The sequence below is a fragment of the Rhizobium anhuiense bv. trifolii genome (genome assembly GCF_024346605.1).
Lineage (GTDB): Bacteria > Pseudomonadota > Alphaproteobacteria > Rhizobiales > Rhizobiaceae > Rhizobium > Rhizobium anhuiense.
Genome location: NZ_CP098804.1, coordinates 131,553 through 147,589, shown reverse-complemented (window position 1 = coordinate 147,589; position 16,037 = coordinate 131,553). Strand labels below are relative to the sequence as shown.

Here is a 16,037-nt window from a genome sequence, read left to right as displayed (position 1 = left end):
CGAAACCATTTTCAGAACAATGCATGGGATTTTTGGAAATCTTACCGATCAGCTCCGTTCGAAGCATGAGAAAATACTGTTTTGATGCAAGCAGTTCTGCCGACATCGGGACGTAAACTGCCTGCGATCAAGATGTGCGACATCGTGCCATGAACCTGCTTTCGACGGCCGCAACAGTTGCCGCCTTCGGAAGGATTGATCATGACGCCTTACGTTTTAAGCGCCAAAGCCTGGATCTCGCGGATGACCCTCCTACGGGAAGACCACAGTCTTCAGGCCATTGAGCATGACACGGGTTTCAAGATGCAATTTGACGGCCTTGGCGAGCACTCGGCTTTCAATATCGCGGCCGGTCGCGACAAGATCCTCCGGGCCCATGGCGTGATGCACACGCTCGACTTGCTGCTCGATGATCGGCCCTTCGTCCAGATCAGGAGTGACATAATGCGCCGTGGCTCCGATCTGTTTGACACCCCTTTCAAAGGCCTGATGATAGGGCTTGGCTCCCTTGAAGCTTGGCAGGAAAGAGTGATGAATATTGATAATCCTTCCGAACAGGCGGCTCGAAAGCTCCGTCGACAGAACCTGCATATAGCGCGCCAGGACGATCAGATCCGATTGCGCATCGCTCATCAGCGTCAGGAGCTTTTCCTCTTGTTGAGCCTTCGTATCGCTGTTTACCGGCAGGTAATGGAAAGGTGCGCCCTCACGCTCCGATGTCGGGCGGCAGTCCTCATGATTTGAAACGATTGCCGCAACCTCCGCGTTCAACCAGCCAACCCGGATTTGGTAGAGCAGATGTAAGAGCGCGTGATCGAATTTCGAAACCATGATGATGATCCGCGGCTTCCGTCCGACGTCGATCAACTCGAGCTTCATGGAAAACCGTTCAATCGGAGATTTCAGTGCACGACGAACCATGGCCTCCGTGACCGCTGTCGGGACAGAAAACGCGATGCGCATGAAAAAGGTGTTGGAGACACGATCCCAGAATTGATTGGAATCGGAAATGTTGGCGCCGAGCGCTGCAAGTTCAGAGGTCACCGCGGCGACGATTCCAGGCTTGTCTTGACATGACAAAGTCAAGACGAAGTTCTGCTGCTCGGAGATTGTTTTCATTGCATAAAGCCTACTTCGATATGTGACTTGCCAGAAAGTCTCGGATCCATTCGGCCGTTTTTCCAACACCGCCGAATGGATAGAAATGCAAACAAACTGATCCGTGCTTGCTAGGATCGAGCCTTCTTATGAACTCCGCCACAAGCGCATCCGGGCCGGCGGTATTCAGAAGTTTCCGGATCGAGAGCCCGTATTTCGCCATGACTTTCGTGGACGCGCCGACGCCGCAGATCGTGGCGAAGCGTAACAGGGTTTTCACACTGGCAGGCCCCGGGACACCAATGCGTATGGGTGCTGTTATGCCCGCCTGGCGAAGGCGCCCGATCCATTCGATGACCGGTTCGGCATCGAAGGAAAACTGCGTCGTGATGTCATATTCCAGCCCAGCGGCGGTCAGGAGGGCATGTTTTTCCTGCAGCACCTCGAAAAGCACCCCGTTACGGATCTTTGGATGCCCTTCCGGATATCCGGCTATGCCGACCTTCCTGATTCCATGCTTGGACAACAGTCCCGAACGAATGATGGCCAAAGAATCCTCATATGGCCCGACAGGCACGTCAGGATCGCCGGCCACGATAAATAGACGATCGACGTTCGCCACGCTCACAAACAACGCCAAGAGACGATCCAGTTCTGCAGCCGAGCCCAAACGTCTGGCGGAAATATGTGGCACCGGATGAAAGCCGAGCTCTTTCACCGTTGCCGCGGCTGCAAGGCGCGCGTCATGATTTTCATTGGGAATGAAGGCAATTGAAACGCATGTGGCCGGTGCAAGCAGTTTGCTCACATCTTGGAGGCCGGCAATGTCTTTTCCTGTGATTTCGAATGAGTATCCGTCAATCAATGCTGCGCGTGGCGACATCACCGGTCGCACGGCAAGGGCGTCTTCCGCCATATCGATATTATGCATCATGCGATGGCCCCTATAGACGTCTTCGGAAATTGTCGACGATCCCCAGCTGGATCGCACAAGGGATGCGTACGGCAGACTGCCGCGGTCCCGCTGAGGGCCACTGGGCAGTGCTGCCGTTCACCATGAAGCTTGCTTTGAGCGCCAAGCGGCTTGAGGTTACTGCTGGCCGGTCTTGATGACTTTTTCGAAGTAGGGAGCCGGAACTACCTTGGCGCGAATTTCGCGGAGCTGGTGCGTGCCGACCGGAAGGCGCTGGGAATTTGGCTCACCCCAAAGCACTGTGACTTCCGTACCGGGTTCGGCGTGCTCAATATCAACGAGCGAGAGCGAGATGACCCGATTGGCATTGGCGGAATAGGCAAGCCATTGCGATATGCCGACGCGTTTGTCACCTTTCATGATCGCGTCCGACTGGAACGTCGCATACATCGGATTTGGCAGCTTCATGAACATACCGCCGTTGTCCGGATCGATCAGCGACGAGTTCATGCATGCCATGACGTCGTCGTTGTTCCATTCGAGCGTCACTTTCTTTCGCTTCGGATTGGCGACCCTTTCACGCAGGGCTTCCTTGCCAATGAAATCGTGATTGAAGTCGATCAGCGACTTGTAACCGACTTCAACCGGATCGACGTAGTAGTCCTCAATCTTGTCGGACAGGAAGCTGCCGCCGAGCGAGGCGACCGACTCCAGAAAGTACTGGTTCAGCCATTCGCGGTAGGGCTTCATTTCGGCGCTGTGATAGATGGCCGGAAGCGGCATTGGCATCCAGCCGGATTCCTGCGCGGTGGTCGAATAGGCCATCGCTCCAATCTTGCGCATGCCATATTTTTGCCCGACCTCGGCAAAGGCGGCGCGAATCTCGTGCTGAATGTCCCAAGGCCCGTAGATTTCGTAGCCAGGCTCGCCTGCCATGCCATGGCGAAGGGCACGAACCGCGTGACCAGCAATCTGGAATTCACCGATATTGAAGAACTTGATGTCCGGCAACGTCCCGTCCGAAACCTCACGCACCAAGGGAAGCGCGTTGGGGCCCTGGATCTGGATACGGAAGACATCGCGCGTTCCCGAACGGATCGAGAAGTTGTCGTCCCGCACCGCGGTCACATTCATGCCGCTGATTTCGGCGTTGTACTGCACCCAGTCACTGGCAAAAGGGGCGCCGACGATGCGCAGAAATTCCTCTTCCTCGCGGAAGACAATGGCATCGCCGATCATATAACCGTCGTGGCCGGCCAGCACCAGTTGTTTGCCGCGCAAAACCGGGAAGGAATCGAACTTGTTGGTCGCCAGCGTGGAAAGAAACTTTACGGCGTCCGGACCGCGAAGATGCAGTTCCGTCATGTGGTAGGAAAGCTCAAGCAGCGCAACGCTATCCTTCCAGGATCTCACCTCATCGCGCCAATTGGTGAACTCCGGTGGAATAACCGGGAATGTGTAAGGCCCGATGTTGGACCCACGAAGCAATTTTACCGGACCTCCGGCGTCATTGACAATGGACTCCAGGTTCTTGAGTCCCACGCTTGGTGCGATATTCATGTTCAGCTCCTCCCTGATACTGAAAATAAACTGCTAATATTTCGGCAAGCTTTAAACACGCAGCAACGATTTCGCTTCAAAACCCCACTATTGTTGCAGCCCAGCGCTTGGCGCCGGGCGATCGCTTTGCGACGCGGCTCCAAGCTCCCAGGACGACATCGCTCTTTCTTCAACGCCAAGTGGAATCTAGCTAACGGCCATGATCCGCTTTCAACTCTATACATTCATAAATTACACATACTGTCAATTTGATATTTTGTTCAATTTGAAAAATCTGCAGCGACCCTTTGAAGGGATTTGAACCCTATGTGGAATAACAATGATTTAGGGAACGACAGAACTATCTGCCTAAAAGCTCGCTCGGGATCTCGTTCGGGGCGAACTGAGCTGTGGCGCCCTACGGTTCGCGTATTGCGTTGTCGAGGCCACGCAGCAGCGGATACAGGAAATAGGAGATCACCGTGCGGTTGCCGACCTTGATTTCCGTGGTCACAGTCATGCCGGGAAGCAGCCGCACCGGCACATCTGTGGCATTCAACCGGGTATCGGCAAGCAGGATGCGCGCCTTGAAGAAGGGGGCGGACGGCTGGCTCGGGGTGGCGGTCTGTTCCGGTTGGCCGGTGAGGAAAGTGTCCTCGCTGATCGTTCGCACTTCGCCCGTTGCCGTGCCGTATTTCTGGAAGGGATAGGCGTCGAGCTTGACGCGGGCTTCCTTGCCGACGACCACGCGGCCGATGTCGCGGGTGTTGATCGAGACTTCTGCTTCCAGCGGCACGTTGATCGGCACCAGCGTCACCACCGGCTCGGCCTCGCGCACGACGGAACCGACCGAGCGCTGGGCAAGATCGAGCACGACGGCATCGGCGGGTGCAGTCAGCGCCACCATGTTACGGCGCAGCTCCATCTTCTTCAGCTCTTCGCCGGTCATGTCACGCTGGCCGCGCAGGTCCACCAGCTGCTCCATCGCGGCGCGGCGGAAATCCTCGATGAAGGCCTGGCGGTCGGCGCTCAGTTTCGCGTAGGCGTGGACCGCCTCCTCGGCCTTGCCGCGCACCGCGGTGATATCGGCCTCCACATCGAGGCGAGCGTCGCGCGAGCCGAGCATGGTGAGCAGCGAACCGCTTTCCTTATCATAGAGCTTCTTTCGCGTGGCCTCGATCTGCGAGAGGTTGTCGCGCCGGTCGTTGAGCACGGCCTCCTGATTGCGGTTTGCCGCAAGTGCGGACGATTGGCCGGCGATCTGCTGTTCGAAATTCTGCAGCTGCGCCGTGTAGAAGGCCCGCCGCTGGGCGAAGAGCTGCAGCTGCAGCTGCTCATCCTGCGTGTTGCCGGCGATCTTCGAATAGTCTTCGCCGGTAAGCTCGGCCTCCAGGCGCTTCACCTGGGCGTCGAGAGCGGAAAACTTCGCCCTCAGTTGGCCAACATCGGCCTGGCTGAAGGTGGCGTCGAGCGTCGCCAGCGTTTGGCCGGCATGCACCACCTCGCCGACCTTGACGTCGATCGTGCGGATGATCGAGGTTTCGAGCGGCTGGACGACGATAGTGGGCTGTGTGGTGACGAGCTTGCCGGGCGCAATCACCACCTCGTCGATGGAGGAGACCGAGGCCCAGGTGATCGCTGCGGCAAGCAGTGCTGTCACGCAATACAGCGTCATGCGGGCAACGCGCGGCGGCGCACGTTCTTCGAGCTCGACGGCATCGGACTGGAACTCGGCAATTGCCGGTGGCAGCGGTGGGCGGGCGATGAGTTCCCTGCCCTTCTCCGGCTCCTTGTCTGATGGCCCCTTGCCCGAAGGGACCGGCAGGTTCTCGCTGGGTTTTCTGCTGTGCGCGTTCATGCGACCTGCCTCATCTGCTGGGCCCACAGGTGGCGATAGGTCATGCAGCGCGATACAAGCTGATCGTGCCGGCCGATATCGGCGACCTTGCCACGCTCGATGACGAGAATGGCATCGGCATCGACGAGCGTCGAAAGCCGGTGCGAGACGATGATGACGGTGCGGCCGGCGGCGATGCGGCTCAGATTCTCGCGGATGATCGCCTCGCTGTCGGGGTCGAGGGCGCTCGTCGCCTCGTCGAAGATCAACAGCTTCGGATCGGTGATCAGCGCCCGGGCAATGGCAAGCCGCTGCTTCTGGCCGCCTGACAGATTGGAGGCGTTTTCCTCCAGCATCGTGTCAAAGCCGCGCGGCAGGCGCTCGATGAACTCCTCGGCGCCGGCGATACGGGCAACTTCCATGATCTCCTCGATGCTGGCATCGGGCTTGGCGGCGGCAATATTCTCGCGCACCGAGCCGCGGAACAGGAAACTATCCTGCAGCACGACGCCGATGCTCGTTCTCAGATGCACGAGGTCGATCTCGCGGCTGTCATAGCCATCCATGCGCACGAGGCCTTCCTGGCTCTGATAGAGCCCCTGGATCAGCCTTGTGATCGTCGTCTTGCCCGAGCCGCTTTTGCCGACCACCCCGAACAAGCAGCCCGCCGGAATGGCGAAGGAGACATTGTCGAGCGCCGGCGCGCTATCCGGGCCGTAGCGGAAGGTGACCCTGTCGAATTCGATGCGGCCCTGTAGATTCGGCCGAACACCTCGCCCGCGGCCCGCCTGCTCCGGCCGCTGGTTCATGATCTCGCCGAGCATGCGCACGGAGAGCGCGACTTCCTGATATTCGTGCACCATGGTGACGATCTGCACCAGTGGTCCCGAGACCCGGCCGGCGAGCATATTGAAGGCGACCAGCGCGCCGATCGTCATCGCGCCACTGAAGACATCGAGCGCGCCGAGGCCGATGATCGCGACGCTCATCAGCTTCTCCAGCAGTCCGGTCATCGCCTGGGCGATGGTCGAGATCTTGTCGACCCGGAAACGCACGGAGATCGACTGGGCCGAATAATCGTCCCACACCTTGCGCTGGCGCGGTTCCAGCGCCAGCGATTTGACGGTGCGCATGCCGTGCACGGTCTCCACCAGCAATGCCTGGCGGTCGCCTTCGGCTTGATAGAGCGCCTGCAACCGGCGCTGGAACGGCCCGACGAGCATCATCACCACCAGCCCGACGAGGGCTGCGAAACCGAGCACGACGAGCGTCAGCTTGACGCTGTAGAGAAGCAGGATCGGCACGAAGACCAGAAGCGAAACGCCGTCCAGGAGTGTGAGAAACAGCCGGCCGGTCAGGAATTCGCGAATGCGCCCCGTCTGCTGCATATGCTTGACGAGAACGCCGGCGGAGGCCTGCTCGAAGAGCGCGATCGGCAGGTTGAGCAGATGGCCGAAGGTGCGAGTCGCGACGCGGATGTCGATCCTGTTCGTCGCATAGAGCAACAAATAGCGGCGCAGGAAAGTGAAGGTCGCGTCGAAGACGAGCGCGATCGCAATGCCCGCCGTGAGAACCGTCAGCGTCGCATAGCTCTGATGCACCAGCACCTTGTCGATGACGAGCTGAAAGAAGATCGGCGTCGTCAGCCCCAGCCCGTAGAGCACGAAGGCGGCGAGCGCGACATCGCGGAAGAAGCTGCGCTGCTTGATGATCTCGGGGACGAACCAGCGGAAGCCGAAGGGCCGGTCCTCATCGGACATGCGATAGTTGCGCTTCAGCAGGATCACCGATCCGAGCCAGGCCTTGGCGAACTGCTCTTCGCTGAGCATCATCACTTCGGCGCGTGATGCCAGCGGGTCGAGAACACGGATTCTCTCGTCCTCCCCGCTCCCGACAGCGCCGGCGATGACCACCCAGTTGCCGTTCGTCAGCTCAGCGAGCACCGGGAACGCCTCGCCAAGTTGGAACAGGGATCGCCAGTCGAGCGTCAGATGCTTTGCCCTGAGGCCGGCATCCTTGGCCATGCGCAGCAGCTGCCGCAAGGCAACAGGATCGTTGCCGACGGCATAATCGTGCTGCAACCGTTCAGGAGCAAGGTCGACGCCGTGATGACGCGCGACCAGCGCAAGACAATGCAGGTTGGTATGCAGAAAACCAGTCATGGCCCACCTGAAACAATACGAGACCGAGGCAATATTTGTTTTATCAGTTGAAGTTCGGCGAAGCGTTCGAAGCGCCGGCCTGCACCGACTGGATATCGGCAGCCGCCGCCGACATATCGCCGATGCGACGGACCGCACCAGCTTCGACCAACCCGCCAAGCGCCTTCTGCATGAGATCGACCGCATTGGCGAAGGCATCGACCGGCATGATGATGCGCTGGCGGAAAACCGGCTTCGGATTGTTGTTGGCGTCACGCTCGGTGGCCGAGAGCGACATCAGGTCGATCCGCACGATCGTTCCGGTGATGGTGATTTCGCCGATGCCATCTGCATAAAGTTCGTTGCTCATTGTTCTCTCCTCCGGTTGATAATCAAAACGTCTTCCTCTTTGGGCGGCTTACGTCCATTGGGATGCTCTAACTATTTGAATGGGCGTGCTGCCAGGCCGGAAACGGGTCCCGTAGCCGGGCGGCGGTCTGCGGATCGAAGCCTGTCTCCTCACCGGTCAGGCAGTCGTCGAGCGCGGTGCGGATTGCGTCTTCGTCGAAGCCGGCGCCGATGAAAACCAGTTCCTGGCGGCGGTCGCCCCAGATCGCGTCCCAATGCCGGTCGATGAGTTGGCGGAACTGCTGAAAGCGCGGCCATTGCGCCTTCGGCACGGAGGCCCACCAGAAACCCTTGGTGTCGATGCGGCACTGCGTGCCGGCAATCGACAGCAGGCCGATCTCGTCGGGCCTTGTCGCCAGCCAGAAATGGCCCTTCGCCCGGATGAGGCCCGGCCATTTTCTGTCGAGGAAATCGCTCAGCCTGGAGGGATCGAACGGCCGGCGGCTGCGATAGACGAAGCTCGAAATGCCGTATTCCTCGGTCTCCGGCACATGCTCGCCCCAACCGAAGAGTTCCTTGTGCCAGAGCGGATGGCGGGCAGCTCTCGCTTCGCTGAAGAGGCCGGTATTCAAGATGGCGTCGAGCTTCAGCCGGCCGAAGCCGGTCTCGATGACGCGGGCATCGGGGTTGAGTGCGGCAACGATGCGGCGAACCTCGGCAAGCGCTGCAGGCGGCACATCCTGCGCCTTGTTGATGACCACGACATCGGCGAATTCGATCTGCTCGACGAGCAGTTCCACCAGCTTGCGCTCGTCGTCTCCGTCCCGGCTCTCGCCGCGATCGCTCAGGAACTCCGCGCTCGCATAATCGACCAGAAGATTGACCGCATCGACGACGGAAACCATCGTGTCGAGCCGCGCGACGTCGCAGAGGGCTGCCCCGCTCTCGTCGCGGAAGGAGAAGGTGGCTGCGACCGGCAGCGGCTCGGCAATGCCCGTGCCCTCGATCAGCAGATAATCGAAGCGGCCGGCGGCGGCCAGCCGGCGCACTTCGCTTAAGAGATCGTCGCGCAATGTGCAGCAGATGCAGCCATTGGTGAGCTCCACCAGCGTCTCGTCCGTCCGCGACAGGTTCGCTCCCCCGTCGCGCACGAGATCGGCGTCGATATTCACCTCGCTCATGTCGTTGACGATGACGGCGACCCGACGCCCCTCGCGATTGCGCAGGACATGGTTGAGGATCGTCGTCTTGCCGGCGCCGAGAAAGCCGGCAAGGACCGTGACCGGAAGTCTGTTGTCTGCACTCGTCATCGATACTCCCCGCTCGCTTCTTCTACGCCGCGAGCTGCGGTCTGAACGCTACGTCCACATAGTAGTTTGTGCTGTTATAGCTGGCACTTGGGAACAAGCCGCTCGCCCCATAGGCATAGACGCCGTTGTTGCCGCTGAGCGCCCTCAAATCGCCGTTCGTCACATCGGCGCTGAAGTAATTGCCGGTCGCCGAATAATTGCCGTTGGTGCTATAGGAAACGACATAGGTCGTATCCGCGGCGACCTCGACCTGCTGGGTGAGCGTGGCGGTCTGCCAGCCGCTTGCCGTTTCGTTGCCGAAGCTGACGCTGCCGAGCAATGTGCCCGAGGCGGTCCAGAGATAGCCGTTGTGCGGGCCTGTATTGTCTGCCCCCTTGTAGAAGCGGATGCCGGTAACCCAGCCCGCCGTATCCGCCTGGAATTTCATGCCGAGATTAACCGGCTGGTTGTCGTTGACGGAGACGATCGAAGGCGTCGCATCGGCGGCAAAGAGGTTCTGCTCCGGCCCTCCCGTCTGGCCGCCGTTGATGGTGAGCGCAACCTGCGCCGACGCCGTGCCGCCCTTGCCGTCTGCAATTGCGTAGCTGAAGCTTGCCGGTCCCGAATAGCCTGCCGTCGGCGTGAAAGTCACCGTCTTGGCCTGGGCGTCATAGGCGACCGAGCCGTTGACCGCGCCGCTGACGCCGGTGATGACAAGCGGATCACCATCGGCATCGGTGTCGTTTGCCAGGAGCACTGAGGCCTGGATGGTGATCGGCGTGCCGGTATTGGTCGACAAGCCGCTGTCATTGGCGGCGACCGGAATCGCATTCTGCGCGCCGCCCTGTTGATAGAGCACGTCGACCCAGTAATTGCTCGCATTGTAGGAAGCGGTCGGAAACAGGCTGCCCGAGCCATAGGCATAAAGGCCGTTGCCGCCACTCGCCGCACTCGACGGGGCCGTCAGCGCGCCGTTCGTATGGTCCGTCGTGAAGTAGTTCGCCGTTGCGGAATAGAAGCCGTTCGAATGGTAGCTCGCCACATAGGTGGCGCCGGCCGTAACATTGATCGGCTGGGTGAAGTAAACCGTCTGCCAGCCGCTCGCCGTCTCGCTGATGAAGGTGGCCTGGGCCAGAACCTGGCCGCTGGCCGTCCAGAGCGAGCCGACATGCGTGCCGGTATCCTGGGCGCTCCTGTAATAGGTGAGCCCGGTGATCTGGCCGCTGGCGGAAGCGATAAACTTGACGCCGAGTTCGACCGAGTTGGCGTCATTGGCGGCGGCAACACCCGACGTGTCGGCGCCGGTGAACAGGCTTGACGTCGTTCCTCCCCCGGGCGGCGTGCCGACAGTGAGGCTGACGGTGGCCGACGCTATGCCGCCATATCCATCCGCGATCGAATAGGAGAAGCTCGCCGCACCCGTATAACCCGCCGTCGGGGTGAAAATGACGGACTTGGTCTGGCTATTGAAGGTCACCGTTCCGTTGACCGCAGCATTGACGCCGGTGATGCTGAGCGGGTCGCCATCGCCATCGCTGTCGTTTGCAAGCAGGCTGGCTGCGGCAATCGACAGCGCCGTGTTGGAATAGGTCGTGTAGCCATTGTCATTGGCGGCGAACGGCACCGCATTGCTTGTCTGGTTGTAGACGACATCCACCCAGTAGTTCGACGACTGGTAACTGGAGCTTGGGAACCCCGTGCCATTTCCGAAGACGCCGTTACTGCCGGCGAGCGCCGTCAGCGCGCCGTTGGTATGGGCTGACGTGAAATAATCTGATGTCGCCACATAGGAGCCTGTCGTGTGGTAGGAGGCGACATAGGTCGTGCCAGCCGCGATATGCACCGGGTTGGTGAATGTCGCGGTCTGCCAGCCGCTCGCCGATCCGCTGTCGGCGAAGCTGACGGTCGCGACCAGCGTGCCGTCGGTCGTCCAGAGGGAGCCGGTATGGGCGCCGGTATCGCCGGCAGCCTTGTAGTAGCGGATGCCGGTAATCATGCCGCTGGACGAAGCGACGAACCTCATCCCAAGTTCGAGCGACTGACCTTCGTTGAAGCTTGCGCCCGTCGGCCCTTCGCTTGATTTAAACAGCGTTTCCCCGGCAGGGCCTTGGTTTACGGTGAGGCTGACGTTGCCCTGATCCGTGCCGCCGCGCCCGTCCGACAGCGTATAGGTGAAGCTTGCCGGCCCCGAATAATTGTTGCTCGGCGTGAAGATGACGGTGCCGTTCTGCTTATTGAGCGTCACCGTACCGTTGACGGCATTGCCGACCGCCGAAATCGTCATCGCATCGCCATTGGGATCTGTATCGTTTCCGATGAGCGAGGCGATCGAGACGACGAGGCTGTCGTTGCGGGTGATGGCCAGCCCCGCGTCGTCGGTCGCAACCGGCGCGCTGTTGGGGCCGGCATCGAAGACCACGTCGACCCAATAGTTGGTGCCGGTACCGGGGCTCTGGCCGGGGAATGTGCCGGCATTGTCGCCATAGGCATAGACACCACCGCCATCGACGGCCTTCAGCGCGCCGCTGGCATAGGGGCTGGCGAAATAATTCTCGGTGGCGGAGTAGAAGCCGTTGGTGTGATAGGAGGCCATATAGGTCGTGCCGGCGGCAATCTGGATCGGGCTGGAGAACATCACCGTCTGCCAGCCGGAAAGCGGTTCGCCCACCGACACGCCTGATGCCAGCAGCGTTCCGTTGGCGCTCCAGAGGCTGACGACATGGTCGCCGATATTGTAGAAGCCCTTGTAGAAGCGGATGCCTTCCACGTAGCCTGCCGTCGTCGCCTGGAAGCGCAGGCCGAGCTCGACGGAATCGCGATCGATCGCCATTTCGACCGCGGGCTTTTCCGCAAGCGTCCATAGGCCCTGCGTGCCCGGCAGCGTGACGGTGACCTGCTTGCCGGCAGACGGCGCCTCCATATTGACGCTGTCGTCGACGGCGCGCGACATGATCGTATAGGTGCCGCTCGCCTGGACGACCCAGTTATAGCTCCAGCTCTCGCGGCCTGACGCCTTGAACCAGTGCTGGCCGCCATCGGTGGAGACTTCGACGCCGGCGATGATGCCGCCGCCGAAGTCCTGGGCCGTGCCTGTGATCGTCACGCGCTGCCCTTCGACGAAGCTTGCGCCTATGATCGGCGAGCTGATCGACGAGGTTGGCTTCAGCGTGTCGGTCGACTGTGTCGCAAGGATCAGGCTCGCATCCAGCGTCGTCGGCTGAATGCCCATGTCCGCGAACATGTTGACCATCGCCTGCTGCACGTTGCGATCGGTTGACGTGGCCGGGCCTTGGTGGTTGTCACTCAGCCCCCAGGACCAGAAGACGGTGCCGGCGCCGAAGACCAGCGCGCCGCTTTCTGCCCGGTACATGGTTAGGCTATGGGTCGCCACCGCATCGCCGACCGTGGTGCCGTAATCGCGCAGATAGGTGCTCACCGCGATGGAAGAGAGCGACAGGTTGATGAGGCCATCCGGACGGAAGCCGTTCTCGACATCGGAATCCCACTCATAGCCGAGCAGGTTCTGCACCAGATTGTAGGTTTCGCCTTCATTCAGCTGGGAGACATCGGTATTGCGCCAGAAGCGCAGGTTCGAATAGTCGTAGGGAATGGAGATCGTATCCTGGCGGTAGCTGTCCACCTGGAACATCGTGCCCGTCAGCGCATTCTCCGGCTGCTGCCCCGGATCGGCATAACGCGGATCGCGCCAGGTGCCGGTGCCGACATTGCTCGGATCCGTGCTCGTGCCCCAGGTTTCCTTGTAGCAGACCATGGTGCGGTAGGCCTGACCGCTGCCGTCGATGCTGCTTTCCCAGCGGACCTTCCAGTAGCACTCGTTGCCGCTCCAGAAGGCGAGGTTGACGCCGGCATCGCGCGCAGCCTCGACATTGGCGCGCTGTTCGGCAGACCAGTATTCGTCATGCCCGACGGAGAGATAGGCATCATGGTTGAGCAGCAGCGTGCCGCTGCGCGCCGCATCGACGCCGGAAATATAGGAAACGTCGTAGCCGTTCTGCTCCAGCCACGAGATGGCGGAGGATTCGACGCCGAAGATGTAGTCGTGCGAGCCGCCGATCGGGCTCGTATTGGTGATGATCGGCCGGTTATAGCTGACCGCCGAGGCCCGACCGATCGCGGTCAGCCCGCAGCTGCAGTTCGGCGGCAGGTAGCCGATCATGTCTGCCGGGTCGACGGGCACTTCGCCGTAGTAGAGGCTGGCGCCGCCCCAGGCATTATAGGCCTGCCATGTCGTGTCGGACGTCTGGAAGACGATATTGCTGGTCGAGGCGTCGTCGCGCACGACGAAGGGGATGATGCTTGCATCCTCGGTGCCGTCTTCGCGCACCAGCTTGGCAAAGTAGACGCCGGAGACCGCGTCCGTCGGAATCTGCCAGCTCGCCGAAACCGACCAGTTGCCGCAATCGATAAGGCCGAGCGACATGTCGACGATCGGATGCGGCTGGATCTGCGCCGTTGTCAGCGATTTCTCGATCGAGTCGACCTTGCGTGCGCCGGCCCCGCCATAATAGCCCATGCGGTAGATATCGATGCGGTAATGGGTGGAATCGGTGGCGATCTTGAAATCGACCGTCTGGCCGATATTTGTGCTGATTTCGGTGGCGAAGCCCTGGATGGTGCCGCCGCCGTCGCCTTCAAGACCCCACTCGCTGATCGGGTTGCCCTGCTTCAGGTTTTCGAGCGCGATCTTGTTGGGCGTTACCGTCGCGACCGACGCCGCCGAAGTCGCTGCCACCGAAGTTGCCGTCGCTGGCGTCGCCAATGCCGTCGCGGCGGCGGTCGTCTCAGCAGAAACGTCCTGGCTCGGCTCCACCGAGATGGATGCTATCGAGGCCTGAAGGCGCAATGAAGTCGTGCCGACACTGCTGGAAGAACTGGCCGGCGCCGCCGTCTTGGCGCTGCCGGTATCGGCATCGCCGGTAACACCCGTCAGCGCCGGAGCGGCAGGCAGTGTCGCAGCCTCCTCATACGGGTCCGGGCCGAGCACGGTGCGTTCGGATGACGTCGTCGTCTGCAACACCGTCGCAACCGACGCCGTCTTGGCAGAGGTGTCCTGCGCGCCGCCGTCGCCTGCAGGCGCGGGCATCGCCGTCGGTGGTATCGAGGCAGTTTGCACGCCGCCCGATGAGATCAGCGCGGCAGGCTGCATGATATTGCCGGTAAAGGAAGACGGACCGGTGAAGGAGGACGGGAGGGCGGCGCCGTCGAGATTGGCGAAGCTGCCGTTACTGGCAAAGCTTAGGGAACCATCGGTACTCGTGGAAGATACAACCGTCGCGGTTCCCAGCACTGCGCTCCAGGTTGAGGGTGCACGACAGATACTCAACGCTCCACCAAATGTACTCAAATACTCACGATTACTGACATGAATTCTCCGCATCAGCGGCGTCCCCTTCCGCATCGGCCCGCCCTTCGGCCGCCATAGCAAGAGCTTCATTCTGGCACCTTTGCCAAGGGAATGTACGACAGCAATCTGGGGTATGAGGGAGGTATCCCCTACGCCCATATGATGACCCTCAACGCATACCAGCCGGGCTACTTCCAAGTGGCTGACGCTGGTTGAAAAGGCATTCTGGGCGGTCCGGCTGGTCGAGCCGGTTTTTAACTCGAGCGCCCGTGCTACCAGGCCGGAAACGGATCTTCGAGGGCGGCCCAGTCGCGCGGATCGGCGCTGGCGAGGCATCCGTCCAGTGCGGTCCGCACACCTGTCTCGTCCATATCAACACCGATGAATACGAGCTCCTGCCGACGGTCGCCCCAAGCGCTGTCCCACCGGCTTTCGATATGCTGACGAAACTGCTGATGGCTCGGCCAATCCTGCCGGGGCACGGCCGCCCACCAGAGCCCCATCGGCTCGCAGCGCCGCTGCACCCCGGCCGCCGACATCAGGCCCACATGACGCGGGCGTGTGGCAAGCCAGAAATGGCCTTTGGCGCGGATTACCCCCGGCCAGGGCTCGTCCAGGAATGCTCGAAACCGCCTGGGGTCGAAGGGACGCCGCGTGCGATAGACAAAACTCGATACCCCGTATTCTTCCGTCTCCGGGACATGGTCGCCCGGGCTGTACAGCTCCTTGTGCCACAACGGGTGGGCGGCGGCTTTTGCTTCATCGAAGAGGCCCGTACTGAGGATGGTTGCAAGAGAAACCTTGCCGAAATCCGTCTCCACCTGGCGCGCATCCGGGTTGAGCGCAGCAACTATCTTGCGGACTTCCGCGCGGATCTCTTCGGTCGCGTCCGAGATCTTGTTGATCACGACAACATCGGCAAACTCGATCTGATCCACCAGCAGGTCGATGAGTGTGCGCCGGTCCTCGCCGTCGCGCTGCAGGCCGCGGTCGGCAAGCAGATCGGCACTGCTGTAGTCGGCTAACAGGTTTGCAGCGTCGACCACGGTGACCATTGTGTCGAGGCTGGCAAAATCTGCGAGGGAGACGCCGTTCTCGTCACGGAAGGAAAAGGTTGCAGCGATAGGGCATGGCTCGGCAATGCCGGTGCCTTCGATCAACAGATAGTCGTATCGCCGCTCTTCTGCCAGTCGCCGTACTTCCGTCAGCAGGTCGTTGCGCAGGGTGCAGCATATGCAACCATTGCTGAGCTCGATCAATGTCTCCGTCGTATGCGACAGGTTGCAGCCGCCGTCTCGAATGAGACTGGCGTCTATGTTCACTTCGCTCATATCGTTGACAATGACAGCGACCCGCAGGCCCTGACGATTATTCAGGACGTGGCTAAGAAGCGTCGTCTTACCAGCGCCGAGGAAGCCGGCCAGCACGGTTACCGGGAGCCGCTCGATCCTGTTCATCGGCATTCCTTGAATGCGGGCGGTCGAAGCGCACTTCGCCGCGACCAGCA

9 protein-coding genes are annotated in these 16,037 nt (G+C 60.8%); all 9 read right to left on the bottom strand.

Going from position 1 to position 16,037, the window contains the following annotated elements:
• Positions 1–252: 252 nt before the first annotated feature.
• Positions 253–1,119: a formyltetrahydrofolate deformylase gene (purU, locus tag NE851_RS32440; RefSeq protein WP_097545346.1), complete on the bottom strand. Its 867-nt coding sequence runs from the start codon at positions 1,117–1,119 to the stop codon at positions 253–255.
• Positions 1,120–1,129: 10 nt separating this feature from the next.
• Positions 1,130–2,032 carry a methylenetetrahydrofolate reductase gene (locus NE851_RS32435; RefSeq protein WP_254962605.1) on the bottom strand — a complete coding sequence of 301 codons (903 nt, stop codon included), beginning with the start codon at positions 2,030–2,032 and terminating at the stop codon, positions 1,130–1,132.
• Positions 2,033–2,188: 156 nt separating this feature from the next.
• Complete coding sequence (locus NE851_RS32430; RefSeq protein ID WP_254962604.1) at positions 2,189–3,571, bottom strand: aminomethyl transferase family protein; 1,383 nt, start codon at positions 3,569–3,571, stop codon at positions 2,189–2,191.
• Between the two features lie 397 nt (positions 3,572–3,968).
• Positions 3,969–5,408 carry an HlyD family type I secretion periplasmic adaptor subunit gene (locus tag NE851_RS32425; protein WP_047613891.1) on the bottom strand — a complete coding sequence of 480 codons (1,440 nt, stop codon included), beginning with the start codon at positions 5,406–5,408 and terminating at the stop codon, positions 3,969–3,971.
• On the bottom strand, positions 5,405–7,549 hold the full coding sequence (locus tag NE851_RS32420; RefSeq protein WP_047613893.1) for a peptidase domain-containing ABC transporter: 2,145 nt from the start codon (positions 7,547–7,549) through the stop codon (positions 5,405–5,407). The genes NE851_RS32425 and NE851_RS32420 overlap by 4 nt, the downstream gene beginning before the upstream one ends.
• A gap of 43 nt (positions 7,550–7,592) precedes the next feature.
• On the bottom strand, positions 7,593–7,898 hold the full coding sequence (locus NE851_RS32415) for a hypothetical protein (RefSeq protein ID WP_047613895.1): 306 nt from the start codon (positions 7,896–7,898) through the stop codon (positions 7,593–7,595).
• 67 nt (positions 7,899–7,965) lie between these two features.
• Positions 7,966–9,186: a GTP-binding protein gene (locus NE851_RS32410; protein ID WP_063474718.1), complete on the bottom strand. Its 1,221-nt coding sequence runs from the start codon at positions 9,184–9,186 to the stop codon at positions 7,966–7,968.
• 22 nt (positions 9,187–9,208) lie between these two features.
• Complete coding sequence (locus NE851_RS32405; RefSeq protein WP_097545344.1) at positions 9,209–14,620, bottom strand: DUF4082 domain-containing protein; 5,412 nt, start codon at positions 14,618–14,620, stop codon at positions 9,209–9,211.
• Between the two features lie 182 nt (positions 14,621–14,802).
• Positions 14,803–15,987, bottom strand: a complete 1,185-nt coding sequence (locus NE851_RS32400; protein WP_028757508.1) for a GTP-binding protein — start codon at positions 15,985–15,987, stop codon at positions 14,803–14,805.
• Between the last annotated feature and the right edge of the window lie 50 nt (positions 15,988–16,037).

What these genes read in the sequence shown, in the direction of transcription:
- purU (WP_097545346.1), bottom strand. Translation starts at nt 1,119, where the DNA reads ATGAAAACAATCTCCGAGCAGCAGAACTTCGTCTTGACTTTGTCATGT.
- NE851_RS32435 (WP_254962605.1), bottom strand. Translation starts at nt 2,032, where the DNA reads ATGATGCATAATATCGATATGGCGGAAGACGCCCTTGCCGTGCGACCG.
- NE851_RS32430 (WP_254962604.1), bottom strand. Translation starts at nt 3,571, where the DNA reads ATGAATATCGCACCAAGCGTGGGACTCAAGAACCTGGAGTCCATTGTC.
- NE851_RS32425 (WP_047613891.1), bottom strand. Translation starts at nt 5,408, where the DNA reads ATGAACGCGCACAGCAGAAAACCCAGCGAGAACCTGCCGGTCCCTTCG.
- NE851_RS32420 (WP_047613893.1), bottom strand. Translation starts at nt 7,549, where the DNA reads ATGACTGGTTTTCTGCATACCAACCTGCATTGTCTTGCGCTGGTCGCG.
- NE851_RS32415 (WP_047613895.1), bottom strand. Translation starts at nt 7,898, where the DNA reads ATGAGCAACGAACTTTATGCAGATGGCATCGGCGAAATCACCATCACC.
- NE851_RS32410 (WP_063474718.1), bottom strand. Translation starts at nt 9,186, where the DNA reads ATGACGAGTGCAGACAACAGACTTCCGGTCACGGTCCTTGCCGGCTTT.
- NE851_RS32405 (WP_097545344.1), bottom strand. Translation starts at nt 14,620, where the DNA reads ATGAAGCTCTTGCTATGGCGGCCGAAGGGCGGGCCGATGCGGAAGGGG.
- NE851_RS32400 (WP_028757508.1), bottom strand. Translation starts at nt 15,987, where the DNA reads ATGAACAGGATCGAGCGGCTCCCGGTAACCGTGCTGGCCGGCTTCCTC.